This is a genomic window from Intrasporangium oryzae NRRL B-24470 (genome assembly GCF_000576595.1).
GTDB classification, from domain to species: Bacteria; Actinomycetota; Actinomycetes; order Actinomycetales; family Dermatophilaceae; genus Intrasporangium_C; species Intrasporangium_C oryzae.
In genome coordinates this window covers 45,195-70,543 of the sequence record NZ_AWSA01000013.1, presented here as the reverse complement: position 1 = coordinate 70,543, position 25,349 = coordinate 45,195, and the positions used below count along the sequence as shown (strand labels likewise).

At 71.5% G+C, this 25,349-nt stretch carries 25 protein-coding genes; 16 read left to right on the top strand and 9 right to left on the bottom strand.

The genetic code is table 11. From position 1 onward, the window contains the following. The first annotated feature begins 2 nt into the window (after positions 1-2). Positions 3-1,418 carry an N-acetylmuramoyl-L-alanine amidase gene (locus N865_RS21680; protein ID WP_051510330.1) on the top strand — a complete coding sequence of 472 codons (1,416 nt, stop codon included), beginning with the start codon at positions 3-5 and terminating at the stop codon, positions 1,416-1,418. Positions 1,419-1,482: 64 nt separating this feature from the next. Here the strand turns inward: N865_RS21680 and N865_RS07850 are convergent, their stop codons facing one another. Further along, a complete protein-coding gene (locus tag N865_RS07850; protein ID WP_034803735.1) occupies positions 1,483-2,469 on the bottom strand; it encodes a sugar phosphate isomerase/epimerase family protein in 987 nt (328 codons plus the stop codon). A gap of 147 nt (positions 2,470-2,616) precedes the next feature. Then, complete coding sequence (locus N865_RS07845) at positions 2,617-3,795, bottom strand: Gfo/Idh/MocA family protein (RefSeq protein ID WP_034803732.1); 1,179 nt, start codon at positions 3,793-3,795, stop codon at positions 2,617-2,619. 227 nt (positions 3,796-4,022) lie between these two features. Between N865_RS07845 and N865_RS07840 the strand changes: the two genes are divergently transcribed. Further along, positions 4,023-5,126: a LacI family DNA-binding transcriptional regulator gene (locus N865_RS07840; protein ID WP_084328052.1), complete on the top strand. Its 1,104-nt coding sequence runs from the start codon at positions 4,023-4,025 to the stop codon at positions 5,124-5,126. On the opposite strand, the gene N865_RS07835 is transcribed toward N865_RS07840, so the two are convergent. From N865_RS07835 to N865_RS07825, 3 genes are all read right to left on the bottom strand, one after another. Further along, positions 5,104-6,039 carry an alpha/beta fold hydrolase gene (locus tag N865_RS07835; RefSeq protein WP_034803729.1) on the bottom strand — a complete coding sequence of 312 codons (936 nt, stop codon included), beginning with the start codon at positions 6,037-6,039 and terminating at the stop codon, positions 5,104-5,106. The two genes, N865_RS07840 and N865_RS07835, sit on opposite strands and share 23 nt — an antisense overlap. A 171-nt stretch (positions 6,040-6,210) precedes the next feature. After that, the gene (locus N865_RS07830; RefSeq protein ID WP_034803726.1) at positions 6,211-6,714 is read right to left on the bottom strand and encodes a hypothetical protein; all 504 of its coding nucleotides are present in this window, start codon (positions 6,712-6,714) and stop codon (positions 6,211-6,213) included. A 159-nt stretch (positions 6,715-6,873) separates the two neighbouring features. Then, positions 6,874-8,073, bottom strand: coding sequence for a phytanoyl-CoA dioxygenase family protein (locus N865_RS07825; RefSeq protein WP_034803722.1), 1,200 nt, complete (start codon positions 8,071-8,073; stop codon positions 6,874-6,876). Positions 8,074-8,205: 132 nt separating this feature from the next. On the opposite strand from N865_RS07825, the gene N865_RS07820 reads away from it, so the two are divergent. Further along, on the top strand, positions 8,206-9,246 hold the full coding sequence (locus tag N865_RS07820) for a LacI family DNA-binding transcriptional regulator (protein WP_034803883.1): 1,041 nt from the start codon (positions 8,206-8,208) through the stop codon (positions 9,244-9,246). Between the two features lie 362 nt (positions 9,247-9,608). On the opposite strand, the gene N865_RS07815 is transcribed toward N865_RS07820, so the two are convergent. Next, positions 9,609-10,124, bottom strand: a complete 516-nt coding sequence (locus N865_RS07815) for a hypothetical protein (protein ID WP_051510329.1) — start codon at positions 10,122-10,124, stop codon at positions 9,609-9,611. 183 nt (positions 10,125-10,307) lie between these two features. On the opposite strand from N865_RS07815, the gene N865_RS07810 reads away from it, so the two are divergent. Then, positions 10,308-11,222: an SMP-30/gluconolactonase/LRE family protein gene (locus N865_RS07810; protein WP_034803719.1), complete on the top strand. Its 915-nt coding sequence runs from the start codon at positions 10,308-10,310 to the stop codon at positions 11,220-11,222. A 33-nt stretch (positions 11,223-11,255) separates the two neighbouring features. Here N865_RS07810 and N865_RS07805 read toward each other — a convergent pair whose 3' ends face one another. Continuing rightward, positions 11,256-11,990 carry a sulfite exporter TauE/SafE family protein gene (locus tag N865_RS07805; protein ID WP_034803716.1) on the bottom strand — a complete coding sequence of 245 codons (735 nt, stop codon included), beginning with the start codon at positions 11,988-11,990 and terminating at the stop codon, positions 11,256-11,258. Positions 11,991-12,146: 156 nt separating this feature from the next. Between N865_RS07805 and N865_RS07800 the strand changes: the two genes are divergently transcribed. Next, the gene (locus N865_RS07800; protein WP_157557609.1) at positions 12,147-12,386 is read left to right on the top strand and encodes a hypothetical protein; all 240 of its coding nucleotides are present in this window, start codon (positions 12,147-12,149) and stop codon (positions 12,384-12,386) included. A gap of 47 nt (positions 12,387-12,433) precedes the next feature. Here the strand turns inward: N865_RS07800 and N865_RS07795 are convergent, their stop codons facing one another. Continuing rightward, the gene (locus N865_RS07795; RefSeq protein ID WP_034803709.1) at positions 12,434-12,919 is read right to left on the bottom strand and encodes a MarR family winged helix-turn-helix transcriptional regulator; all 486 of its coding nucleotides are present in this window, start codon (positions 12,917-12,919) and stop codon (positions 12,434-12,436) included. A gap of 40 nt (positions 12,920-12,959) precedes the next feature. On the opposite strand from N865_RS07795, the gene N865_RS07790 reads away from it, so the two are divergent. Beyond that, positions 12,960-13,901 (top strand): EamA family transporter, encoded by a 942-nt coding sequence (locus tag N865_RS07790; RefSeq protein WP_084328051.1) that lies wholly within the window; start codon positions 12,960-12,962, stop codon positions 13,899-13,901. 222 nt (positions 13,902-14,123) lie between these two features. After that, complete coding sequence (locus N865_RS07785; protein ID WP_034803707.1) at positions 14,124-14,309, top strand: hypothetical protein; 186 nt, start codon at positions 14,124-14,126, stop codon at positions 14,307-14,309. Positions 14,310-14,364: 55 nt separating this feature from the next. Here N865_RS07785 and N865_RS07780 read toward each other — a convergent pair whose 3' ends face one another. Further along, complete coding sequence (locus N865_RS07780) at positions 14,365-15,828, bottom strand: outer membrane protein assembly factor BamB family protein (RefSeq protein WP_034803705.1); 1,464 nt, start codon at positions 15,826-15,828, stop codon at positions 14,365-14,367. Positions 15,829-16,021: 193 nt separating this feature from the next. Here N865_RS07780 and N865_RS07775 point away from each other — a divergent pair, with 193 nt between their 5' ends. The 9 genes from N865_RS07775 to N865_RS07740 all read left to right on the top strand — a co-directional run bounded on the left by N865_RS07775 (position 16,022) and on the right by N865_RS07740 (position 24,840). Next, entirely contained in the window at positions 16,022-17,416 is a 1,395-nt protein-coding gene (locus N865_RS07775) for a dihydrolipoyl dehydrogenase family protein (RefSeq protein ID WP_034803703.1), read from the top strand. 78 nt (positions 17,417-17,494) lie between these two features. Next, complete coding sequence (locus N865_RS07770; protein ID WP_034803701.1) at positions 17,495-18,373, top strand: HAD family hydrolase; 879 nt, start codon at positions 17,495-17,497, stop codon at positions 18,371-18,373. Positions 18,374-18,457: 84 nt separating this feature from the next. Continuing rightward, on the top strand, positions 18,458-18,898 hold the full coding sequence (locus N865_RS07765) for a YciI family protein (protein ID WP_034803699.1): 441 nt from the start codon (positions 18,458-18,460) through the stop codon (positions 18,896-18,898). Between the two features lie 13 nt (positions 18,899-18,911). Then, complete coding sequence (locus N865_RS07760; RefSeq protein WP_034803697.1) at positions 18,912-19,502, top strand: dihydrofolate reductase family protein; 591 nt, start codon at positions 18,912-18,914, stop codon at positions 19,500-19,502. A gap of 99 nt (positions 19,503-19,601) precedes the next feature. Then, entirely contained in the window at positions 19,602-20,885 is a 1,284-nt protein-coding gene (locus N865_RS07755; RefSeq protein ID WP_034803695.1) for an RNA polymerase sigma factor, read from the top strand. A 425-nt stretch (positions 20,886-21,310) separates the two neighbouring features. Next, on the top strand, positions 21,311-21,706 hold the full coding sequence (locus N865_RS23010) for an NPCBM/NEW2 domain-containing protein (RefSeq protein WP_169735716.1): 396 nt from the start codon (positions 21,311-21,313) through the stop codon (positions 21,704-21,706). A 10-nt stretch (positions 21,707-21,716) separates the two neighbouring features. Then, positions 21,717-22,538, top strand: a complete 822-nt coding sequence (locus N865_RS23270; RefSeq protein WP_157557607.1) for a hypothetical protein — start codon at positions 21,717-21,719, stop codon at positions 22,536-22,538. A 98-nt stretch (positions 22,539-22,636) separates the two neighbouring features. Further along, entirely contained in the window at positions 22,637-23,470 is an 834-nt protein-coding gene (locus tag N865_RS07745) for a uracil-DNA glycosylase family protein (protein ID WP_034803688.1), read from the top strand. Further along, positions 23,455-24,840: an amidohydrolase family protein gene (locus tag N865_RS07740; protein WP_034803685.1), complete on the top strand. Its 1,386-nt coding sequence runs from the start codon at positions 23,455-23,457 to the stop codon at positions 24,838-24,840. Before N865_RS07745 ends, N865_RS07740 begins: the two co-directional genes overlap by 16 nt. Positions 24,841-25,349 lie beyond the last annotated feature (509 nt).

Below are 25,349 nucleotides of genomic sequence, written 5' to 3'. Positions count from 1 at the left end.
CCATGACCTTCACACGTCGCCACCTCGCTCGTTTCGTCGCACGTTTCGTCGCCGTCACCGCCGGCCTCGCCGCTGCCCTCACGCTCGGCGTCGCTCCGCAGTCCGCGGCGGTGACGAGTCCGCGGACCCTCAACGACACCCGTCCGGTGTCCGACGGCCCGGTCGGCGCCGCCTTCCCGATCGAGTACTTCGGGGTGGTGGCCGACCTGGCCCCGGGCGCCGTGCTGGCCGGCACGGGACGATCGCCCTACGGCGAGGCCCGTTTCCGCGTCGGTGGCGCCTGGACGGCGTGGCAGCCGATCGAGCAGGACGGCGCACAGTCGGCCGGTCAGTTCACTGGCGCCCTCATCACGGTGGACCACGCCGACGCCTACCAGGTCCGAGGCCTGCCCGCTCTCGGCCGCAACTGGCGTGCGGCCGCGATCAACACGACGGACGGCCGGGCCCGGGTCGTCGCCAAGCGGCCGGCAGACGCTGCCTATGCCGCTCCCTCGTGCAGGTCCAGGGCGGACTGGGGAGCAGATGAGTCGATCAGCGGCTGGTCCAAGGGGACCGACACCCAGGCCTTCTACCCGGCGCAGGTCCTCACCGTCCATCACAGCGCGGGCTCCAACGACCCGAACCAGGACTACTCCGCGACCGTCCGCGCCATCTACAGCTACCACGTGCAGACCAACGGGTGGTCCGACATCGGCTACCAGTACCTCGTCGACGGTCACGGAGTCGTCTACGAGGGGCGCAACGCCGGCCACACGAGCACGTCCTGCCTCTACGCCGGTGGCGACGGCGCCGACTTCGCCCACGAGACGACCACCGACCGGATCGTCAACGGCGCCCACGTCGGGAACTACAACGCCGGCAACATCGGCATCGCGCTCCTTGGCTGCTACGAGCCGACGTCGGAGTGCTCCGGCGACACCACCCCTTCGGCCGCCGCGGTCGACGGCCTCGACGGGCTGCTGGCCGCCCTCTCGACGCGTCACCACCTCGACCCACAGGGCACGGTCCACTACGTCAACCCCATCACCGGCGTGACCAAGGACGTCGCAACCATCTCCGGGCACCGTGACTGGCTGGCGACGGCGTGCCCGGGCGCCACCCTGTATGCCGCCCTCCCGACCATCCGTGCCGACGTGGCCGCGCGGATGGGCGGGACGCCACCCCCGCCCCCGTCGCCCGCGACCATCACGTCCGCCACGTGCACCCGTGGCACGTGCACCTTCACCGGCACCGGAGTCGCCCCGCTGAGGTGGACGTTCGGCAACGGCGCCAAAGCCACCGGATCTCAGGTCTCGACGACGTACAAGAAGCCCGGGACCTACACGGTGACCCTCACGGACAGCCAGTCGCCACCGACGCAGGCCACGCGTGCCGTGTCGTGCAGCACGGTCCAGCGCAAGCTGCAGTGCACGACGTGAGCTGCCCCGTGCCGCAGCGACTTCGTCAGGCCGGCGCTGGAGTCCCCGGCTGAGGCCCCATGGCTCAGAGGGCCTTCTCGGCGGCGATCAGCGTCTCGGCCGCGAACCGCAGCCCCTCGAGCTGGTCGAGCTCCTGGTCCTCGTGCTCGATGTTGACCGGCATGTCGGGGTCGACCTTGTGCAGGGCCCGTAGGAACTCGGTCCAGTACGCGGTGTCGTGCCCCCGCCCGACGGCGACGAAGTCCCACGACGGGGTCGCCGGCCAGCCGCTGAGGGTCGTCCCGCCGCCGAGGGGGAGGTAGCCCGGCTCGCCTTCGGCGACCCGCGTGAAGCTGTCGTCGATGACGCCGTTGACCTTCGCGGCCTCGTTGATCCGCGTGTCCTTGGCCGCCGCGTTGAAGACGAGCTCGCCGAGGTCGGCGATGGCGAGGACGGGGTCGATGCCCTGCCAGAAGAGGTGGCTCGGGTCCATCTCGGCGCCGACGTGCGTCGCGTTGATCTCCTCCGCGAGGCGGTGCATGGTGCGCGGGTTGAAGACGATGTTGCCCGGGTGCATCTCGATCGCGATCTTGACGTCGGCGTCGGCGGCGCGGGCCTGGATGTCCTTCCAGTAGGGGATCGCGACGCTCCACTGGTGGTCCTGGACGTCCAGGAACGGGCTCCACCAGGGGAGCGGGCTCCACACGGGGACAGTCGTTCCCGGCTCACTGCCCGGGGCCCCGGACATCGTCACGACGCGCTTGACCCCGAGCAGCGCCGCGAGCTCGATCGAGTCGAGCAGGGCCTGCGAGTGCGGGAAGTCGGCCCTGGGGTGGAGCGCGTTGCCGTTGCAGTTGAGCGCGGTCAGCGTCAGGCCACGCGAGCTGAACTCGCCGAGGTACTCCTGCCGCGCGGCCTCGCTCTCGCGGATCTCCTTGACCGGCAGATGGATCGGCGGCAGGAAGCCGCCGGAGTTGATCTCGACACTCGTCAGGCCGAGGCCGGCGATGATGTCGAGGGCCTCGCCGAGGGGCTTGTCTGCGAGGCAGGCGTTGTAGGCGCCGAGGTACATGGTGGTGTCCTTCCGGAGTCAGGTGTCAGTGGTCGTGTCGGGTTCGATCGGGCGGTATGCCGCTGAGCCGGGTCCTGCTGTCGCCGCTGGGCTGGGAGGGTGGCTGGGCCACGAAACCCGCTGGGCGGCATACGAACTGGTGGTGTCTCAGTCGAGGCGGATGGAGGCGCCGCCGGCGAGGGCGGAGCGCGTCACCGCGTCGATGACGGTCAGGTCGCGGACCCCGTCCTCGAGGGCGGCGACCGGCGGGAGGCCCTCGATGCCGGCGACCTGCTCGAGGAACGCGCGGGCCTGGAAGCCGAAGAGGTCGCCCACGCCGTACGAGCAGCCGGGGAAGTCCATCGGGAGTCCGCCCTTGACGTAGGGGTGGGCGGGGCCGGCGAGGACCTGGTTGTAGCCGTCGAGGCCGTCGCCGCGCAGCCGCCGGATGACGGAGAATTCGGCGGGGCGGTCCATGTCCCATTTCGCGGCGCCGTGCTCGGCCATGAGGTCGAAGGCGAGCGAGTTCGCGTGGCCCGGTGCGATGCGCGAGATGGAGAAGGTGCCGACGGCGCCGGAGGCGAAGTGCGCTGTGAAGCTGGCGACGTCGTCGTTCTCGACGGGCTCGCGGACGTCGCTCAGCTCGGCCTTGGCGTGGCCGTAGGTCGTCCCGAGAGCAAGGGCGCGTTCCTTGACCTTCGTCGCGAAGGAGGCGCCGCTGACGGAGGTCATCGGCCCGCAGACGAACTCGGCCAGGTCGATGAGGTGGCTGCCGATGTCGGCCAGCGCCCCCGTGCCGGGCCCGCCCTTGTAGCGCCATGACATCGGCGTCTCGGCACTGCGCGCGTAGTCGCACCAGTAGCGGCCGTTGAAGTGCGAGACCTCGCCGAGCTCGTCGCGGACGAGCTCGCGGATCGCGGCGACAGCGGGCTGACGCCGGTAGACGAAGCCGACGCCGCTCACGAGGTCGGGGTGGGCGTCGGCGGCTGCGACCATCGCGCGGGCGTCCTCGAGGCTCGCCGCGAGCGGCTTCTCGCAGAGGACGTGCTTGCCGGCGGCGAGGAGCGCCTCGACGATCTCGCGGTGCAGGTGGTTCGCGACGACGACGCTGACGACCTGGACGTCGTCGGCGTCGAGCAGCTCGCGCCAGTGGGTGCCGTAGCGCTCGTAGCCGTAGCGACCGGCCGCATCCTTGGCCACCGCCTCGTTCGCGTCGACGACGGCGGCGTAGTGGATCGGGGGGAGCGGCGGGTCGAAGAGCGTCGGGGCGGTGCGGTAGCCCGCGCAGTGTGCCCGGCCGGCCATGCCCGCGCCGATGACGGCGACGCCGATGGGGGACGTGGTCATGAGGTGCCTCTCTGAACGTCGGTGGTCTTCGGGGTGGTAGCGCGATATTTTTAAAGCGCTTTAAACGAGTCTGGGACCGAGAAGCTGTCCCTGTCAACGCTTTGTCCTGACAAACTCGCGTCAGGCCGTCAGGGAGTCAGCCCCAGGGGTGGTCGCCCTCCAGTCCGTGTCGTTACCGTCGTTCCGCAGGCGCCGTCCGGTTGCCCTGCCTCACCCCGAGGAGCCGTATGCCGTCCCGCCCCTCGCGCCCGCGCCTCGAGGACGTCGCCTCCCGCGCCGGCGTTTCGACCGCGTCCGTGTCCCTCGTGCTGCGGGGGCAGCCGGGCCCCAGCGCATCGACTCGCGAGTCCGTGCTCGACGCGGCGCGCGAGCTCGGCTACCGGCCCGACCGCACGGCGAGCCTCCTCGCGCGGCGGCGCACCAAGCTTCTCGGCGTGACGATGGACGTGAGCAGCGCCTTCCACGCCGAGCTCCTCGAGGACATCCAGGCCGCCGCCGACGAGCGCGGCTACGACATCGTCATCAGCCCCCTGACCCGCACGCGCGACGAGCGCCGGGCCGTCGAGAGCCTGCTCGATTTCCGGTGCGAGGCCCTGCTCCTGCTCGGTCCGACGCTCACCGACCCGGAGCTCGCGGCCCTGGCCATGGACCACCACGTCGTCGCCATCGGCCGCAGGGCTGCTGCAGCCGGGGTCGATGTCGTGCGCGCCGCCGACGACGCCGGGGTCGCGTTGGCCGTAGCGCACCTCGTCGACCTGGGGCACCGCTCGATCGCCTTCGTCGACGGGCCACGAGGTCCGATCTCGGCGCTCCGGCGCAGGGGCTACCGCTCGGCCGTGCGGCGCCTCGTCGGTGGGGACGCGGTCCTCGTCGTGCCGGGCGGCTCCACCGAGGACGCCGGCGGTGATGCGGCACGTCGAGTCCTCTCCACGGAGACCGGCGAGCGCCCGACCGCCCTCGTCGCCTTCAACGACCGGGCGGCCCTCGGCGTGCTCGACCGGCTCCGGCGCGAGGGGGTCGAGGTGCCCGGTGGCATGTCCGTCGTCGGCTACGACGACAGCCCGATCGCCCGGCTCGCGACCGTGGACCTGACGTCGGTGAGCCAGGCGCCGGAGGCCATGGCGGTCGCTGCGGTCCAGGCCGCGACCGAACGGCTCGACTCCGGGCGCACCCAGGCCGTCGACGTCGTCCTCGACCCCCACCTCGTGGTGCGCGGCACGACCGGGCCTCCCGCCCACCCCCGGGTCGATGTATTTCCGCGCGCTGGAGCGCGCGGAAATACATCGACCGGGGAGGTGCCGTCGACCGTCAGGCAGCCACCGGGGCTGTGAGGAACGCGTCGAGCGTGACGCGGGTCTGCTCGCTCTGCCCGAGGCCGAGGTGGCCGCCGGACTCCTGCGTGACCAGGGTGCAGCCGGGGATGCGTCGGGCCGCATCCTCTGCGGACGCGAACGCGCACAGCGGGTCGTCCTTGGCATGGATGATGATCGTCGGGACGGCGATCTGGTCGATCGGGAGGTCATTGACCGCCGCATTGGAGCTGAAGGCGTCGAGCAGCGCCCCTGCGGCACGAGGGCCCACCGGGAAGATGGACTCCACCATCTCGTCCACCTGCTTCGCCTGCTCTGGCGTCTTCGGGAACCCCGCCGGGACCCCCATGAGGTGGGCGAGCTGTGCTCGGGCGGCCCTCTTCATCGCCCACATCGGCAGTTCGGCGTAGATCAGCCTCACCCAGGGCGGTGCGGCCACCGCGGTGGGTCCGCCCGGCAGGTTCCCCGACAGCACCACGAGGTGTCTGGTCCGCCCGGGGTGGCGCAGGGCGAACGCCAGTGCGGCGGTGGCGCCCGCTGAGATGCCCACGACGTCCACGGCACCGACGTCGAGGTGGTCGAGCAGCTCGGCGAAGGCGTCGGCCTGGTCGTCCGGGGTCGCACCGGCGGGAAGCGCCGAGCCGAGGTAGCCGAAGCGGGACGGGGCGATGACCCTGCGCCTGGGCAGGACGTCTCGGACGGAGAGCAACCCGCCGTCGCAGCCGTGGAAGATGCCGTGGCTCACGAGCACGGGGTCACCCGCTCCCGTCTCGGCGTAGTCCACGGCGCCGAACGAGGTCGTGACGACCTTCCTGTCCAAGGAGTCGAGCCGCGACCAGGCCGCGTCCGTGTCTCGCTCGAAGGCGACGGTGACTTCGCCGACCGCTACGGCCGCGGCGACACCGACGAGCAGGGGGATTCTGAGGTTGGCCATGCCCCGATCCTGATTCCGCGCCGGCCAGGTGGGCAGAGGCAAAGGTCCCACTCCGCCCCACCCACCGCCCACGGGTCGATGTATTTCCGCGCGCTCCAGCGCGCGGAAATACATCGACCCGAGGGGGTGGTGGGGTGGGGGCGTGGGTGAGGGTGGGAGGGACCCAGGAGGTCAGCGGGTGACCTTCGCCTCGGAGCCGGCGATGACGGTGGGCGTCATCACCGCGTGCCGCTCGGCCCGCAGGAGCAGGACCATCGGCACGAGCATCACGAGGACGAACACGAGCTCGATCGGACCGAACAGCCACAGCGCCAGGTAGAACGCGATGACGCCCAGGTAGCCGAGCTGGGTCCGGTGCCCGCCGCTGATCACCAGCAGCCCGACGGTCGCCTCGAAGACGATCAGCAGCCCGATGAACAGCAGCTGGTTCGGCCCGACGACGTCACGCCACGTGTCGGTCACCCACTGGAAGTGGGCCGGGTCGGCGAACGAGGTGTAGTCCCCACCGGTCACGAGGTTGATGACGTGCACGAGTGCGCCGCCGATGAGGAAGAGCACCGCCGTCGCGGCGCGCCCGACGTGCCGCCAACGCGTGCTCCGATATGCCAGCAGCGAGGCGACGATCGTCACCACGCCACAGGCTGTCCAGAGGATCGGCCAGACGATGCTGTCCATGGTGGCCTCCTTGCCCAGGCATCCAGTCACCTTCAGGACAGCGCCCGGCCGCCGCGCGGGCCAGAGTCGAAGGACCTCCTCGTGCATCACCCGCGGTTCGATGTATCTCCGCACGCTCCAGCGCGCGGAGATACATCGACCGGGGAGGTGTCGGGGAGGTCAGTGGCTGAGGCGGGCCGCGTCCCGGGCGGTCAGGCGGTCGCGGAGCTCGCCCAGCGGCATACCGTCGCGGAGGGCGTCGGCGACGAGCTCGGCCTGGGTATGCGGGGCGAGGCCGCCGATCGGCTGGTCGCGGTCGAGGTTCGTCGGGAACGAGTAGCCCTCGGCGCTCGCCGCGATGACGTTGGCGACCTCCTGCTCCGAGAGCCCCGGGCGCGCGGCCTGCAGGGCCGGGTAGATCGCGCCGACGACGCGGGCCCGGTCGACCGTCTCCATGGCCCGGCCGAAGGCGGAGGAGATCTGCAGCAGGTTGGCCATGCGCTTGATGTCGGCGGAGTGGTTCGTCCCGGCGGCGTGGAAAAGGGCGGGGTTGAAGAAGACCGCGTCCCCCTTGGCGAGCGGCAGCTGGACGTGGTGGGCGACGAAGTACTCCTGGAACTCCGGCCGCCGGTAGGCCACGTAGCCGTGCGCGTACTTCTGGCTGTGGGGCAGGTAGAGCGTCGGCCCCGACTCGACCGGCATGTCGACGTGGGCGACCGCCCCCTGCAGCGTGAGGGCCTGGGAGAGCGCGTGGACATGAGCGGGGTAGCCGGCGCACACCTCGTCCGACTGGAAGCCGAGGTGGTAGTCGCGGTGCACGGTCTGCCCCTCGCCGCCGGGGTTGACGACGTTGACCTGCGAGGTGACCTGGTAGCCGGTGCCGAGCCATGCGGTGGCCGCCAGTGCGAGCAGGTCGTTGGCGTAGTAGGCGACGAAGGTCTCGGGGTCGGTGACGGCGAGCTTCTCGAGGGCGTTCCAGACCCGGTCGTTGGCCCCGGGCTTGGCAAAGTGGTCCCCGGCCCCGGTGCCGGTCGCGCGCTGGTCCGTGATCATCCGCTCGAACGCCGCGGTCGCGCGGTCGACGACCGCTGGGTCGAGCGCGCCGGCGAGGACGACGATCCCCGGCCCCTCCGAGAGCGCGCGGGCGAGCTCGGCCTGGACGTCCCTTCGCGTCGCCGGGTCCGCGGCCGTATGCCGCAGGGTGGCCGCGTCGTAGACGAGCACCTCCCGCTCGACCCGGCTCGCATGCGGGTAGTCGGCCGGCCGTGTCTCGTCGGCCAGCACCTCGATGAGGTCCTCCAGGTGGCAGTCCTCGCGGGTCAGCCAGCCGGTGGTCGGGGCGCTGGGCCGGGAGCCCGGTCGTGCTGGGGTGGCGGTCATGGGAGCCTCCGGGTCGTTGTCGGGCGGGTGATCGCGTCTCAGCTCCCAGCATGGGTCCCGCCGTGACGGCGAGCGAGGTGTGAAAGACCTCAGAAACCCCTCAGTCCTCGCATGTCGACCTACCCTGCCTCCATGGCCCGCTCCCACCGCGTGCGCGACATCGCCGAGCAGTCCGGCCTCTCGGAGGCGACAGTCGACCGGGTCCTGCACGGGCGCGCCGGGGCCAGTCCGCGCGCGGTCCGGGCCGTGGAGCGGGCCCTGCTCGACCTCGACCGCCAGCAGACCCAGCTACGGCTCGGCGCCCGGACTCTCATCCTCGACGTGGTCGTGCAGGCCCCCGAGCGGTTCAGCGGGGCCGTGCGGCGTGCGCTCGAGGCCGAGCTGCCCGCTGCCAGGCCGGCCGTGGTGCGTGCCCGGTTCCACCTCCGGCAGAGCGCCGACGTCCACGCCGCGGTCGAGGTCCTCGACGGCATCGGCAGGCGCGGCCGGGTGTCGCACGGCGTGCTCCTCAAGGCGCCCGACCATCCCGAGGTCGCGGCCGCTGTCGACCGGCTCGGGGACCGGGGGATCCCCGTCGTCACGCTCGTCACCGACGTGCGGGGGAGCGGGAGGGCGGCATACGTCGGGCTCGACAACGCGGCAGCCGGCGCGACCGCGGCCTACCTGCTCACCGTCGCCCTCGGGGACCGGCCGGGCGACGCGCTCGTTACGCTGAGCCGGTCGCTCTTCTTCGGTGAGCGCGAACGGGTCGAGTCGTTCGCCCGGATGCTGGCGCGGCTCGCGCCCGAACGGGCGGTCCACTCGCTCACCGACACCGACGGGCTCGACGCGACCCTCGCCGCCCGGGTCGGCAGCGTCCTCGCGGACCACCCGACGATCACCGCGGTCTACTCCGTCGGGGGCGGCAACCGGGCAACCGTCGCGGCGTTCGATGCCGCGGGCCGGGAACGGAGGGCCTTCGTCGCCCACGACCTCGACGAGGACAACGTCGAGCTGCTGCGCTCCGGCGCCCTCACGGCCGTGCTCCACCACGACCTCCAGGCCGACATGCGCCGGGCCATGGCCCAGGTCATGCGCCACCACGGACTCCTGCCGGGGGCGCCGACGTCCGTGCCGGCCAACGTCGAGGTCATCACCCCGTACAACGTGCCCGCCCGCATGTTCCCGCGCTGATCGCCGGGGTCGCAGGTGTCCCACCTCGGCAGCGAGCGGGCCCAGGCCCCCGAGGTCGCCGAGGTAGGCGGGGTCCCGAGCCGGACCTCCCGGCGAGACGACGACCGGATCGCCCGAGCCCTCGACGCGGTAGGCGAGCTCGGCTCCGTCGTAGGACGTGTACGTCGGCACCGGCTCACCCTGCCAGAGCCGGGTCCCTCCGGGGGTGAGGAGGTCTTCGGGCCGCAGCTTCTCCGCCGCGGCGGCGTTTCGGTGTGGTCTGAGGGTCGTTCGGCCGCAGCTTCTCCGCCCGGGCGTGCGTGTGCCACCGGGCGGCCGAAGGGGAGGGCCGGCCCGGCGGCACACGGTCTCGCGGCGCGCGGTCAGCCGGTGACGCTCGGCGAGGCGGTCGAGCCCTGCTGGGGCTGCTGGGGCTGATATCCCATGCCGCCCGGCATCCCGGAGCCGTTCGGCCCGCCCTCCTGGACGTTCGTCACGGCGAAGTCGGCACCGACCTGGACGGTGATGTGGGTGCCGTCGGCGCGGACCATGTGCGCCTCGTAGACGCCCTCGGAGTCGGTCTCGACGCGCTGGATCGTCGCGTTCGGCTCCTTGACCTTCACCGCAGCCGTGACCTTGGCGAGGGTGTCGCCGGTGAGCAGCTTCTCGTCCGACCGCATCGGCTTGCTCGGGTCGGTGTTGCCGTTGCCCATGCCCTGACCGCCCATGCCGCGCTGGTCCTGGCCCTGCGGCGACTCGCCGTTCTGGGACTGGGTGGCCGAGGGGTTCGACGTCGACGTGCCGTTCTGGTCGGCGCTCGCGAGGGAGGCCGCGCCGAACGCGAGGCCTCCTGCAGCGGCGACCGCCGCGGCGATGGTGACGATTCGGTTGGTCTTCATTCGTGCTCCTTCGGGTGGTCGGCGGCCGGGGTGCCACCTGTGTCCACCGTCAGGGCGGGGTCTGTGCCCGTACCCTCCCGGGCATGGGGCGTTGCTGTGAGGGCGCGGCCGGGCTGTGAGGGGCGCGCCGCCCCCTCGCCCAGACCCGTGGACGATGCCCGGCCACGGGCCTACCGTGAACGGATGAGACTCACGCGGAAGGTGCTGACCACGTCCCTCGGTCTCGTCATGGCGGGAGCCATGGCCCTGGCCCCGACCGGAGCGCTCGCCGCCGAGCCGTTCCCCGAGCTGATCCCGCTCCCCGACAACTGGCAGGCCGAGGGCATCGCCTCCGGCACTGGGACGACGGTCTACTCCGGGTCCCTCGCGTCGGGCGCCGTCTGGAAGGGCGACCTGCGCACGGGGCTCGGGTCGGTCCTCGTGCCGGGAGGTGCGGGCCGGGTCGCGGTGGGGCTCAAGGAGTCGGGCGGCCTGCTCTTCGTCGCCGGCGGTCCGACCGGCCAGGCCTACGTCTTCGACGCGGCCACGGGTGCCGAGGTCGCGACGTACCAGCTGAGCACCGACCCGTCGTTCATCAACGACGTCACGGTCACCAGGGACGCGGCGTACTTCACCAACTCCTCGCAGGCGGAGCTCTACCGGCTGCCCCTTCGCAACGGCGCTCCCGCGGGCGCCCCCGAGACGATCCCGCTGACGGGCGACTGGCAGCAGCTGCCGGGCTTCAGCGCCAATGGCATCGAGGCCTCGCCCGACGGCTCGGTCCTGCTCGTCGTCAACAGCACGAACGGCCTGCTCTACCGGGTCGACCCGGCCACCGGGGTCGCCACGACGGTCGCGACGGCCGCGTCGCTCACGGCGGGTGACGGCATACTCCTGCGCGGCCCGATCCTCTACGTCGTGCGCAACCAGCTCAACGAGGTCGTCGTGCTGCGCATGTCGCCCGACTACGCGTCGGCGACGCCGACGGGCGTGCTGACCGATCCCGACTTCGCCGTCCCGACGACGATCGCCTCCTTCGGGACGACGCTGTATGCCGTGAACGCGCGGTTCGGGCTGCCGCCGGGTCCGTTCGACATCGTCAAGGTCGACGGCTCCTGACGGTCCTGAATGCCGTCGGGACGGCGCAGGGCCTCAGCGCAGGACGAGGACGAGCGCCGAGAGGACCGTCGCGGCGAGGACGGCATGGTCGAAGCGGGCCTGGCTGAGCCGGCGCACGGTCCTCAGCCCGATCCACGCCCCGAGCAGGACGAGCGGGGCGAGGAGGGCCGTGTTGCGCAGCGTCCCGAGGCCCATGAGGCCGAGTCCGACGCTGAAGGGCACCTTGCAGAGGTTGACGCCGAAGAAGAAGAGGGCGCCCGTGCCGAGGAAGCGGCGCTTCTCGACGCCCTGGGCGACGAGGTAGAGCGTCATGACCGCACCGGCGGCGTTGGCGGTCATCGTCGCGAAGCCGGACGCGACGCCCGTGCCGATCGCCGCCGCGTGCGACGAGGCGATCCGCGTCGTGTCGGGGGCGCGCCAGAGCAGGACGAGCTGGAGCGCCGCCATGACGAGCAGGAGGATGCCGATCGACCGGCGCAGCATCGTGTCGTCGACGAGGGCGAGGAAGACCGCGCCGAGGGCGAGCCCGGGGATGACGGCGGGGATCAGGCGCTTGAGCAGGCCGAGGTCGGCATCGCCCCAGTAGTGCCGGACGGCGACGAGGTCGCCGATGATGAGGAGCAGGAGGATCGCCCCGGTCGACTCGCGGGTCGGCATGACGAAGGCGAAGATCGCGATGGAGATGCTCGCGAGCCCGCCGATCGCGGTCTTGGCGAAGCCGATGATGAGCGCGGCGACTGCGAGGAGCAGGGCCGTCGCGAGGGTCATGGCCGCCCAGCGTAGGCCTGTCGGCTGATGGCGGGGCGACCGTGACGACGCCTGGGATGGACGGAGGGCGCCGGGGTGTGGCGCTGGAGGGCCTCACGGGTATGGAATGGGGAGCAGCGGCCGCCGTCGCTGGACCGAATGCTGGAGGTGCCCGCCATGGGACCAGGAGTCACCCTCGCGGTGCTGGGCGCGATCCTCACTTTCGCCGTCCGCGCCAACACCCCGAACATCAACCTGCCGGTCGTCGGCATCATCCTCATGATCGCCGGTGGGGCACTCATCGCGAACGCCCGTCGCGGTCGGCGCGAGCGCGTCATCACCCGCGTGCGTCCCGGCAACTCGACGATGCCCAGCCAGACCGTCCGCGAGACGATCCGCGAGGTCGACGGCGAGTAGTCCCCGAGGGCATCGCGTCCCCACGGGGTGACCGGTCTCGAGCGCGCCTAGAGTCCGAGGGAGACGGCGAGCTTGCCGAGCAGTCCGGCGAGGGTGTCGCGTTCGGCTGCGGTGAGCGGCGCGAGCAGCCGGGCCTCGTTGGCGAGGTGCTCAGGCACGGCCCGGTCGATCAGGGTGCGCCCGGCGCGCGTGAGCCGGACGATCCGGCTCCGGCGGTCACCTTCGGCGACCCTCCGCTCGACGAGTCCGGCGCCCTCGAGGCGGTCCACCCGCTTCGAGACGGCCCCGGACGTGACCATCGTCTGCTCGACGAGCTCGGTCGGCGTCAGCTCGTAGGGCGCGCCCGACCGTCGGAGCGTCGCCAGCACGTCGAAGTCGCCGTCGCCGAGGCCGTGCGCGCTGTAGACCCGGAGCAGCTCGACGTCGAGCGCGATGGCGAGGCGGTGGATCCGGCCGATGACGAGGATCGGGGTCGCGTCGAGCTCGGGCCGCTCGGTCGCCCACTGGTCGACGACGTGCTGCACGTGGTCCATGACTGGGAATATATCTTCCTCGGAAGGTATTTTACCTTCCATGGAAGACAAAAGTGGGAGCTGGGGGACCATCGCCCTGACGGCGCTCCCGGCGGCGATCTGGGGCTCGACGTATGCCGTGACGCAGGAGTGGCTGCCCCCGGGCCGGCCCCTCTTCGCGGCCGCCGTCCGCGCCCTCCCCGTCGGCCTGCTCATGGTCCTCTGGATCCGGCGCCTCCCGAAGGGCAGCTGGTGGTGGCGCTCGCTCGTCCTCGGCAGCCTCAACATCGGCCTCTTCTACGCCCTCCTCTTCCTCGCCGCCTACCGGCTCCCGAGCGGCCTCGGTGCCACGGCGACGGCGGTGGCGCCCCTCGTCGTCATGGGCGTGGCCCGGCTCGTCCTCGGGGAGCGTCCCGCCCGGGTCTCGGTCGTCGCCGGCCTCGTCGGGCTGTTCGGCGTCGCCCTTCTCGTCCTGCGCAACGGTCTCGACCGGGCGGTCGACCCGCTCGGCCTCGCCGGTGCGTTCGGCGCCGTCGTCCTCGCGGCGTTCGGCTTGGTCCTCACGAAGCGCTGGTCCCCGCCCGCCGACGTCGTGACCGTCACCTCGTGGCAGCTCGTCGCGGGTGGGGTCGTCCTCCTGCCGATCGCGCTCGTCGTCGAGGGCGGCCCGCCGACGCTCGACCTGCCCGCCGTCCTCGCGCTCGTCTACCTCGGCCTCATCGGTAGCGGCCTCGCCTACGTCCTCTGGTTCCGCGGCCTCTCGCTCCTCGGTCCGACGTCGGCCTCGATCGTCGGCCTCGTCAACCCGGTCGTCGGCGTCGCGCTCGGCGTCGTCTTCCTCGGGGAGTCGTTCGGACCCGTCCATGCCGTCGCCATGGCCGTCATCCTCGGCAGCGTCCTCGCCGCCCAGGCGCCCGTCCGCCTGTGGATCCTCGCCCGGGTCCGTATGCCGCTGGGCCGCCACCGCGCCCCCGCGCAGCCCGCGCCCGACTGCCCAGCGTGAGGCGGGCCAACCGGGCAGCGCCCACCACACCTTCTTCGCCCGGGCGGAGATGTTGTGGTCTAGGCCGCGGTGGGGGCTTGTGCTCCTTCGCCCGGGCGGAGTTGTTGTGGGTCTGGCCCGACCCCTTGCGAGGTGGTGAGGCTCCTGCCACGATCGGCGCCAATGTCGTGAGCCCTGTGCGGACAGGGCCGTGAGCGGGTCGATGACCGGAAGGATGAGGACATGGACGTGCACCGGGAGGCGAGGGGCTCGGCGCCGACGGGCGACCGCGAGGCGGGTCGCGCGCCTGAGCTGCGCGCCGCGGCGGGCGCCCTCGAGCCACCGCGAGACTCCCCGCCGCGCCGCGTGCTGCGCATCGGCGCGGCCTCCGTCCTCGTCGTCGTAGCGGTCCTCGGCCTGACCTCCTGAGCGACCTCCTGAGGCCAGCCGTCGAGGCGGCCGACTGGGGGGCGTCAGCCCCGGGTCACTTCGTGGCGCGGTAGGCGACCGTCCCGTAGCCAACGCCCGAGACGCCGGTCACGACGATCGTGCCGTCCTTGCTGATGGCCACGGCGTGGGCCTCGCTCGCGCGGCTCTCGTTCGCCGAGAGTGACGCGAAGGTCGCCGTCCACAGGACCTTGCCGGTGGCGGGGTCGTAGCCGACGGTTGCGTACTCGTCCTGCATCGGAGCGGGGACTGTCTTGCCCGTCACGACGAGCGTCGTGCCGTCGGGGCCTGTGGCGAGATCGGCCGCGTTGTCGTCACCGCCGTTCTTGCCGTCCCACCGGACCGCCCAGCGCTGCGTGCCGTCCGTCGTCCCGTAGGCGATCGTGATGAAGTCCTCCTTGCCCTGCGTCGCGCCCTCGCTCGTGCCGGTCACGAAGACCGACTGGCCATCGGGGGCGAAGGCGATCGCGCCGGTGCCCTCGTTCTGGCTCGCGGGGCCGTTGTAGCGCTTGACCCACGCCTGCTTGCCGGTTGCGGCGTTGTAGGCGACGGTCGCCGAGTCGGTCTTCGTCGTCTTCGACTCGCTCGCGCCGGTCGTCACGACGGTCACACCGTCGGGGCTGACCGCCACAGCGGCGGACACGTCGTTCGCCTTGCTCGGGTCGGAGTAGGTCGCGACCCACTTCCGAGTGCCCGTCGCGGCCTCGTAGGCGACGGTCGCGTAGTCGGCGCCGCCGGCTCCCTGGCTGCCTCCCGTCACGTAGACCATCGAGCCCGCCTGGTTCGCCGCCAGGGAGTGGATCCCGCTCGGGAACCAGCCCTCGTCCCCGTGGGCCGCGCCGTCGTACCGGGCCACCCACTTCTGGGTCCCGGTCTTGGCGTCGTAGGCCACGGTCGCGAAGTCGACGCCCGTGCCCGAGCCCGCGCTCGTGCCGTTGACGACGACGAGGTCACCCGCCGCGACGATGGCGGCCGGGGTGTCAGCACCAGCCCCGGGCCCGGTGTAGCTCTTGCGCCACAACGGCTTGCCGCTCGACGCGTCGAGCGCGACTGTCGTGTAGTTCTCGCCCGTGTCCGCCTTGGTCGTCGGCCCGGTCACGAAGACGAGGGAGCCGTCAGCGCTCACCGCGCCGGAGACGAGGCCCTGCGTGAAGGCAGGGTCGTCCGCGGTCCACCGCTGCTGGCCGGAGGCCGTCGCGTAGGCGATGACCGGGCCGCTGCCGACGACGTAGCTCGTGAGCCCGTCGGGGCTGATGACGACGTCCTTCGCGTCGTCGGGCGGTCCCTCGCCCCCGCTCCTCCAGGCCGCCTTCCACAGCCGCTTCACCGGTCCGGTCGCGACGCCCGTCGACCCGCCGCTCGCCCCGCCCGTCGCGCCGCTCGACGTGCCCCGGGCCGGGCTCGTGGGCTCGGACGGCGTGCCGCAGGCCGCGGAGCCGACCAGGACCGACGCGATGATGGCCGTGCCGATGGTGAGACGGCGTCGAAGGTGGGTGCGCATGGCCGACTCCTTTCCTCTGCCCACACGCTCTCGGGTCCGGAATGTGCCCGACAGGGACTTTGGACCTTGACTTCCCGCACACCCGGGCCCACCCCCGAGCCCACACGCGAGCGCGCGTCCGAGTGAGAGGCGCGTGAGCGGCATACGGGCGGCTGGGCTTCCGTCGACGGCCCGGACGGGGAAGGGTGGGTCCATGACGGACGACGCGACCACCTTCGACCTGATCGTCATCGGCCTCGGCCCCGGGGGTGAGCACGTCGCCGGGACGCTCGCCGAGAAGGGCCTGCGGGTCCTCGGCGTCGACCACGGCCTCGTCGGCGGCGAGTGTCCCTACTGGGGCTGCGTCCCGTCGAAGATGATGGTCCGCGCGGCCGACGCCCTCGCCGAGGCCCGGCGCGTCGGCGACCTGGCGGGGCGGGTCGGCGAGGTCGTGCCCGACTGGTCGGTCGTCGCGCGGCGCATCCGCGAGGAGGCGACCGACGACTGGAACGACAAGGCCGCGGTCGAGCGGTTCACGGGCAAGGGCGGGACGTTCGTCCGTGGCACCGGCCGCCTCACCGCCCCCGGCACCGTCGACGTCGACGGCACGAGGTATGCCGCTCGGCAGGGTGTCGTCGTCAACACCGGCACGCGCGCGGCGATCCCCCCGGTCCCGGGGCTCGACGAGACACCGCACTGGACCAACCACGAGATCATCGAGGCCCGCGAGCTGCCCGCCTCGCTCGTCGTCCTCGGCGGCGGCGCGATCGGGTGCGAGCTGGGCCAGGTCATGGCCCGGTTCGGGGTCGAGGTGACGATCATCGAGGCGGCGCCGCGACTGGTCGCCCTCGAGGAGCCCGAGGCGGGTGACCTCCTCAAGCAGGTTCTCGAGGCCGAGGGGGTCACGGTCCACGTCGGCGCCGCTGCCGAGCGGGTCGCCGCAGACGGCGACGGCGTGGCGGTCCACCTCGCCGGGGGCACGGTCGTGCGGGGCGAGCGGCTCCTCGTCGCGACGGGACGCCACGCCGACCCGGCCGCGGTCGGGCTCGACACCGTCGGCGTGCCGAAGGACGCGCGGACCGCGCCGGTCGACGATCGCTGCCGCGTGACGGGCAACGCCGACGACGAGGGCGCCGCGCGCGTCTGGGCCGTCGGCGACATCACCGGCAAGGGCGCGTTCACGCACGTGTCGATGTACCAGGCCGGCGTCGTCATCCGTGACGTCCTCGGCGAGGACGGCCCACCTGCCGACTACGAGGCCCTCCCGCGCGTCACCTTCACCGACCCGGAGGTCGGGGCGGTCGGGCTGACCGAGGCGCAGGCCCGGGAGCGTTACAGCAGCGTCCAGGTCGGGCTGACCCCGCTCGCGGAGACGACCCGCGGCTGGATCCACGCAAAGGGCAACGAGGGCTTCATCAAGGTTGTCTCCGATGCCGACCGCGGGGTCCTCGTCGGTGCGACGACGATGGGACCGGCCGGGGGCGAGGTGATGGGGGCGCTCGCGGTCGCCGTCCACGCCCACGTGCCGATCGAACGGCTCCGGTCGATGATCTACGCCTACCCGACCTTCCACCGCGGGATCGAGGACGCGCTGGGGCGTCTCGCCTGAGACCGGGCCGGCGCTGGGGCGCGCACGGCGTCGGGGGCGGCTCGGACGGCATACGGGCAAGCCGGATAGCGTGACCTCATGGCCAAGCGTCTGCTCGCTCTCGACCTCGACGGCACGACCCTCAACCACATGGGCGAGCTCTCGCCGCGCGTGGAAGAGGCCGTCCGGGCCCTTCCCGACGACGTCGAGGTCGTCATCGCCACCGGTCGCTCGATCATCGCGACGACCCCGATCCTCGACCAGCTCGGCCTCGACCGCGGCCACGCCATCTGCTCCAACGGCGCCGTCACGCTCGAGCTCGACCCGGAGCACCCCCAGGGCTACTCGATCATCGAGACGGTGACCTTCGACCCGCGCTCGGTCCTCGAGAAGATGCGGGTCGCCCTGCCCGACGCGCGCATCGCCGTCGAGGAGCTCGGCGTCGGGTTCAAGGTCTCGAAGCACTTCCCCGACGGCGAGCTCATGGGCGCCTCCCGCGAGGTCGACTGGGACGAGCTCATCGCCCACCCCGTCACCCGTGTCACCCTCCGCCAGCCGGAGGCCACCGCGGAGGAGTTCATGGAGCTCGTCGAGCGAGCGGGCCTCCACGGCGTCTCGTATGCCGTCGGCTGGTCCGCCTGGCTGGACATCAATCCCGAGGGCGTGTCCAAGGCCTCGGCGCTCGAGCAGGTCCGGCGCCGCATCGGCGTCGAGCCCGACCACACGGTGGCTGCGGGCGACCAGCGCAACGACCTCGAGATGCTCCACTGGGCGGCGTGGGGCGTCGCGATGGGCAACGCGCCCGAGGAGGTCAAGGCGGTCGCCGACGAGGTCACCCACCACGTCGACGACGACGGCCTCGTCCCGATCCTCGTGGCGCTCGCCGAGGCTGCGCGGGCGGACGTCCTCTTCCGCGAGGGCGTGCCGTCGCAGGCGACCGTGCGCCTCGAGTTCGAGAAGGAGTGGAAGAGGTCATAGAGCCCTGTCGAGAACCGCGAACCCCGTTCGACGGGTAGGTGAGCAGGGCAGGGAGCCCCGCGAACGAGACCGAGGAGAACCACCATGCGCTTCATGATCATCGTCCCCGCCACGCCCGAGTCCGAGGCCGGCGTGCTGCCCACCGAGCAGCAGCTCTTGGACATGACCGCCTACAACGAGGAGCTCCTCAAGGCCGGCGTCCTCGTCGACGGCGAGGGTCTTCGGGAGTCGAGCAAGGGTGCCCGCCTGACCTACAGCACCGACGGCGAGGTGACCGTCACCGACGGGCCGTTCGCCGAGGCGAAGGAGCTCATCGCCGGCTTCACCATGATCGAGGTGTCCTCGAAGGAGGAGGCCATCGAGTGGCTCAAGAACTGGCCGCGGAGCTGCGCCGAGGGCGAGTTCACCCTCGAGCTGCGCCAGGTCTTCGCGCCCGAGGACTTCGGCGACGCCTTCACGCCCGAGCTCCAGGAGCGCGAGGCGCGGATGCGTGAGGAGGCCGCGCGCGCCGCGGCCCAGGGCTGACGAGGGCCGGGCCGTGGGACGCGTCAGGCTCCACCTCACGATCAGCCTCGACGGGCTCGCCGCGGGGCCGGGCACGAGCGACGAGCACCCGCTCGGCATCCGTGGCGAGCGCCTCCACGAGTGGATGGGCGAGGACCACGAGGCCAACAGACGCGCGTCGGAGGCGACCTTCGAGGGCGCGGGCGCGGTCGTCCTCGGCCGGAGGATGCTCGGTGTGGGTCTCCCGCTGTGGGACCCGGACACCTTCGAGCTGCTGCCGGTGTTCGTGCCGACCCATCGGGCCGGCGAGCCGGTCGTCGTCGAGGGCGGGAGCACCTTCACGCTCGTCACGGGCGACTGCGACGACGAGACGATCCGGCAGGCGGTCGGTCAGGCCCAGGTCGTGGCGGGGGAGCGTGACGTCGTCATCCTGGGCGGCGCGACGACGGCGCGGGCGGCGCTCGCGGCCGACCTCGTCGATGAGATCCGCCTCGCGGTCGCCCACACCCTGCTCGGCGAGGGCGAGCGGCTGTTCGACGGCCAGGACGGCCGGCTCTCGCAGTTCCGGGTCACCGAGTCGGCGGAGGCCCCCGGCGTCACGCATGTGGTCCTCGTGCGAGAGTAGGGCCGACTCGATCGAGCTCGAGCGAACTGGATCGACCCCGCTCGAGTCGATCGCCCCGCTCGACCCGATCGACCCGCACGCCGGAGGTACCAGGAGCGCATGAGGGACCCCGAGGAGGTGCGCCGCACCGTCGAGGCGGTCTGGCGCATCGAGGCCGCGAAGGTGACCGCCGTCGTCGCCCGGCTCGTCGGCGACATCGGCCTCGCCGAGGATCTCGCGCAAGACGCCTTCGTCCAGGCCCTCGAGCAGTGGCCCCGCGACGGGATCCCCGACAAGCCGGGGGCGTGGCTCACCTCGACCGCGCGCCGCCGGGCGATCGACCGGATCCGTCGGGACGTCAACCTCGCCGCCAAGCTCCAGCAGGTCGGCCACGCGGAGGAGCTCCGCGTGGCCGACCTCGGAGAGGCCGACTTCGACCAGGCGCTCGAGGATGTCGACGACGACGTCCTCGGCCTCGTCTTCGCCGCGTGCCATCCGGTCCTCACGGCGCAGGCGCGGATCTCCTTGACCCTCAGGATGATCGGGGGTCTGACGACGCGCGAGATCGCCCGGGCGTTCCTCTCGCAGGAGTCGACGATCGCGCAGCGGATCTCGCGGGCCAAGAAGACCCTGTCGCAGGACGGCGTCACCCTCGAGATCCCCTCGGGCGCCGAGCTCGCCCTGCGGCTCGCGTCCGTCCTCGAGGTCGTCTACCTCATCTTCAACGAGGGGTATGCCGCTACCTCGGGCCGCGACTGGGTGCGCGGCGACCTCATGGAGGAGGCGATCCGCCTCGGCCGCATCCTCGCCGCCCTCGCGCCGCGGGAGGCGGAGGTCCACGGGCTCCTCGCGCTCATGGAGATCCAGGCGTCCCGGACCCGCGCCCGCATCGGCCGCGACGGAGCGCCCGTTCTGCTCCTCGACCAGGACCGCACGCGTTGGGACTGGTCGCTCATCCGCCACGCGCTCGCCGCGCTCGACCGCGCAACCGCGCTCAGCGGCATACGCGCTGCTGACGACCCGCCGAGGGGCCCGTACGTCCTCCAGGCGGAGATCGCGGCGTGCCACGCACGCGCGCGGACGGCGGAGGCGACGGACTGGGCGCGGATCGTCGCGCTCTACGTGGAGCTCGGGCGGCTGAAGCCGTCCCCGGTCGTCGACCTCAACCGCGCGGTCGCCCTGTCGTATGCCGCTGGGCCGGCTGCCGCGCTCATCGTCGTCGACGCGCTGGTCGAGTCGGGGGCGCTCGCCGACTACCACCTGCTGCCGAGCGTCAGGGGCGACCTCCTCGCGCGGCTCGGGCGCACCGACGAGGCGCGGGCGGAGTTCGAGCGGGCGGCAGGGATGACCCAGAACGAGGCCGAGAGGGCGCTCCTGCTGCGGCGCGCTGCAGGCGACGACTGAGCGTCCAACGACGACCTGATCTTTGCTCGACGCTGTCGAGGTGGCTTTGCTTCCGCGGGCGGCGACCGAGGCAAATCGCCCGAATCCACTCCGACCGATTTTTCCTCTGATAACTTCTGCTCGACAAGACTCAGGATTTGTCTCTTTGATCCTCCAATCGGGAGCCGCCAATGCGCAGCGGAATGGTGATCGGACTTTTCGGCCTGGCCACATTGACCGCCTGTGGATCTGCTGCACCCGCAGCGCCCCCGGTGACCATCACGGCCGCGGCGGCGACAGTCACTGTCACGCCAGGGGCGGCTGGGCCGACCTCCGACTCTGGCGCCACAATGTCCGGACAGGATTCCGGAGGCGATTCCGGGGGCCAGACGCCGGACGGGCCGCCCGTCATCACGGGGGCGCTGACAGGGCCTCGTCACCTGACGATGAGTGACGTCTTCGAGCATGAGAATTGGAGCGAGGGAAGCGTCGCCGTTCCACGGGTGGCTGATGCCCAACAAGGGATCTTCACTACCGTGAGTGGCTGTGGCGGCGCTGTTCAGATGGAGCTCAGATTCGCGGACCAGTCAGGGTTCTTGGTCTTCACGGCCGCCCAAGGGCTCAATTCCGAGAGTTCGCAGGACGTCATGGAGTTCCAGGTCTCCTCGGACGGGAAGCTGGTCGACACCAAGCTGGTGAAGTTCAACGCCCAGCAGAAGTTGCAGGCGGACTTGTCCGGCGTCACGGCTGTGACGATCGCAGTGAAGGCGCAGTCAAGCGACAACTCCTGTGGGAGGGCGAATGCAGTGATCCTGGGCCTGTCCATCATGCCGAAGTCCTGACGGTCGCCTGATGCGTGGATCGCGGGCGCTGGCCGCGGTTTCGGCGCGTGTTGCGAACGTGCCCAACGCCGTCATTTCGTTGTTTCGGTCGCATCTGGTCGCCGCATGGGTCGGGAGTATTGCGGGGGTGGCTGCACTCGTCTTCACCGTTTGGACCTACCAGGGCACGCTCGACAAAGGAAATGGCCAGAATTCGGCCGGAGCACACGATTCTTCCTTCGGCGGCACCACGGCTCAGCAGAATTTCCAGCGAGAGCCGGACGCGCAAACCAGTTCAGCTCCGCAACCATGCGCCGACAAGGCAAGCGCCGCGGGCACGAACTGTCATTCGCCGGGCGCGGCTTACGTCGTTCGGGACTCTCGGTGTGACACCAGGGAGATCCTTGGCGGCCTTGCGGTTGATCCCCTTGCCTCGCTCCTCGTCGAGTCGGCGCAAGTCCAGGGGACGTGTCTGATCTTTCCCAGCGCCGAAGCGGTGGCGGCCGGTTCGACTGCCGCTGACCTGGTCGGTCTCCCCAACGGCCAGATACCCGACCGCCTCCGGGCCTGCGCACAACGCGGTGGCACGCTCACCGTGAGCTGCTCCAAGCGACATGACCTGGAATGGGTCGGTGGGTGGGCCCGGGACGACGGGCAGGACCCGTCGAAGCAGTGCCTCGACAACGTCAAGGACTACACCGGCAACTCTTTGACGGATCCGTCGGGAATCCAGTACATCGTCGTTCGGGGAAGCGTCCAAGGCCAGCAGTCGTACAGGTGCGCGGTCTCCGCGGGAAGAGCACTCAACGGCTCCGTGTGGAGAGTGGCTTACGGGCCACTGCCGATCGGCTGAGTCCCCAGTCCCGGCCGATCCACCACGGGGCCGGTGTATCAGGGCTACCGTCGAGAGACCCTGCACTGACAAGGGGACCCGACGCTGGGGAGGCAGCCGTGGGAGTCGTGCACGAGAGCTGTGGCGGATACGCGAGTGAGCCGTTCGTGTCGCTCGTCGGGGGCTATCCCGGCGAGGACGTCTACCCGATCAAGGACTTCCGGGTCGAGTGGGGGCCGATCTTCCACCGCGGCCGCCTCGACGGGTCGGCGCGGGTCCTCGTCCTCGGGCAGGACCCGGCGACGCACGAGTCGATCAGCCGTCGGATCCTCGTCGGGGAGGCGGGGCAGCGCGTCCAGGGCCTGCTCGCCAAGATCGGGATCACGCGGTCCTACGTCATGGTCAACACGTTCCTCTACAGCGTCTACGGTCAGGCGGGCGGCGAGCGCCACATCGGCGACCAGGGCATCACCGCCTACCGCAACGCGTGGCTCGACGCGCTCCTCGTCGGCACCGACGTGACCGCCGTCGTCGCGCTCGGGTCGCTCGCGAAGACGGCCTACGCCGCGTGGGCGAAGACCCAGCCCGCGGCCGCGGGCGCGCTCCACCTCGCGGCGATCCGTCACCCGACCTTCCCCGAGAGCTCGGCCCGTGCGACGCACCGCCCGCTCGCGGAGACGACGGCCGATCTCCACGCGAACTGGAACGCGGCCCTTCCGGAGCTGGCTGCGCACGTGACCCCGGAGGGGCCGACCAACCTCACGCCGTATGCCGCCGGGTGGCAGCCGGGCGACCTCGTGACCATTCCGGAGGCGGACCTCCCCGCCGGGACACCGCCGTGGTGGCGTGACCTCGACGGCTGGGCCGTGCGGTCGGGGGCGGACGCGAACGAGAAGCGGGCGACCATCGAGGTGACGGTGCCGAAGGGAGCACAGACATGGCCGAGCGTGTGACGAGCCGGGCGGGCGACGACCCGTTCTCGAAGGTGTATGGCAGGGGAGTCACCGAGGAGCTGCCCCCGCCGGAGACGCGGCCACGGGCCCTGCCGCCGGCGCCCTTCGCCCTCCACGGCGCGGTCATCACACCCGACGGCGCCTGGGACAGCGGCTTCGTCACGGTCGCCGACGGCGCCATCGACAAAGTGAGCCGGACCGAGCCGACCGACGTGCAGGTCCACGAGACCGACGGGGTCATCCTGCCGGGGCTGCTCGACCTTCACGGGCACCCGGAGTTCAACGTCTTCGCCGCGTGGGAGCCGCCGGAGCTCTATGCCAACCGCTACCGCTGGCGGTCCTCCGACGTCTACCACGCCCTCGTCCGCGACCCCCAGAACGTCCTGCTGACGAAGGTCCCGCCGCAGACGGAGATCCGGTATGCCGAGGTCCGGGCGCTCGTCGGCGGCGTCACCGGCATCCAGGGCGCCTCGGGGGCGAGCACGGCGAACGCGGAGCCGCTCGTGCGCAACATCGACCTCTGGGCGTTCGGGTCGCACAAGGCCCGCTCGATGATCGACCTGCCGTCTGCGTCGTCGCGCGACCTGCCTCGCCTGCAGAAGATCATCGCCGACATCGGCACCGGGGACGTGACGGCGTTCTACCTGCACTTGTCGGAGGGGGCTCGAGGCGACGACCGGAGTGCGACGGAGTTCCAGCGCTTCTTGTCGCTCGGGGCTGCGACGCCCGCGACGAACATCATCCACGGCAGCGCCCTCAGCGCCGACGACCTGCGCACGGTCGCCGGCCTCGGCTGTCGGCTCGTCTGGTCGCCGCAGTCCAACCTCCGCCTCTACGGCGAGACGACCCTCGCGGGGGAGGCTATGGCTGCTGGGATGCCGGTCGCGCTCGGCGCCGACTGGTTGCCGTCGGGCTCGACGAGTCTGTTGGCGGAGATGAAGGTGGCGCGACGGGAGTTCGCCCAGCAGGGGCACCCGATCGCTGCTGGCGACCTCGTGGCGATGGTGACGTCCGTGGCGGCGAACATGGCTGGGCTGTCGGAGAACCTGGGGTCGTTGGCGGAGGGTCGGCCGGCGGATCTTGTTGTCCTGGAGCGGCATCACTCCGACCCGTACGAAAATGTCTGCCTCGCCGACCCCTCGTGGGTCGAGCTGGTCTGCATCGGCGGCGACATCACGTATGCCCGCGCCGACTGGTTCGCCGCGCTCTCCGCCGACGCACATGCGCCGACGATCGAGGACCTGATCGCGTGGGGGAAGCCGATGCGCCTCGACACCGGATACCAGGGCGGCGCCGACGTGCCGTCGCTGTCCGAGGTTCGTCGGCTGCTGACGGACGCCTACCCTCCTGTCGGCCCGATCTTCGCCTGACCCGTATGCCGCTGACCTCCACAGCCGTTCAACCGCCGCCTCCCTTGCCACAACCTCACCAGCAGACGAGCCCACTTCGCCCAGATTGACGCGAGGCCGTTCCGCGACCGTCGCGGCCATCTCCGTTGAGTAACTGCGCAGCAACGGGATGGCGACGCTACCTGGGATATCGACGAGCACGATGTGCCGAGCCACCGGGTCACCGTCGACCGGAATGCATTGTGGTGATGAGTGCCTCGATGTGAGGCGGAGCCCCAATCGGACCGAAGGCCCGGTGCCCCAGAGCGACCTGGTGAGTAGCGGCCTGCTTGGCTTAGAGGTCCGGTCCTGCACTGGAACGTGTGCCATCGACATTCATCTCGATGTGGACGGCGAAATTATCGAATCTCACCGGATGCCGACGCCTTGGCAGCCGACGTCCGAAACCACGGCCCGACTCTACGTGGGGCCCATCGTGGTTCGGAAGTCCGCCCCCCATCGACCTGACCGGCATCCGCGGCGGCACCGGC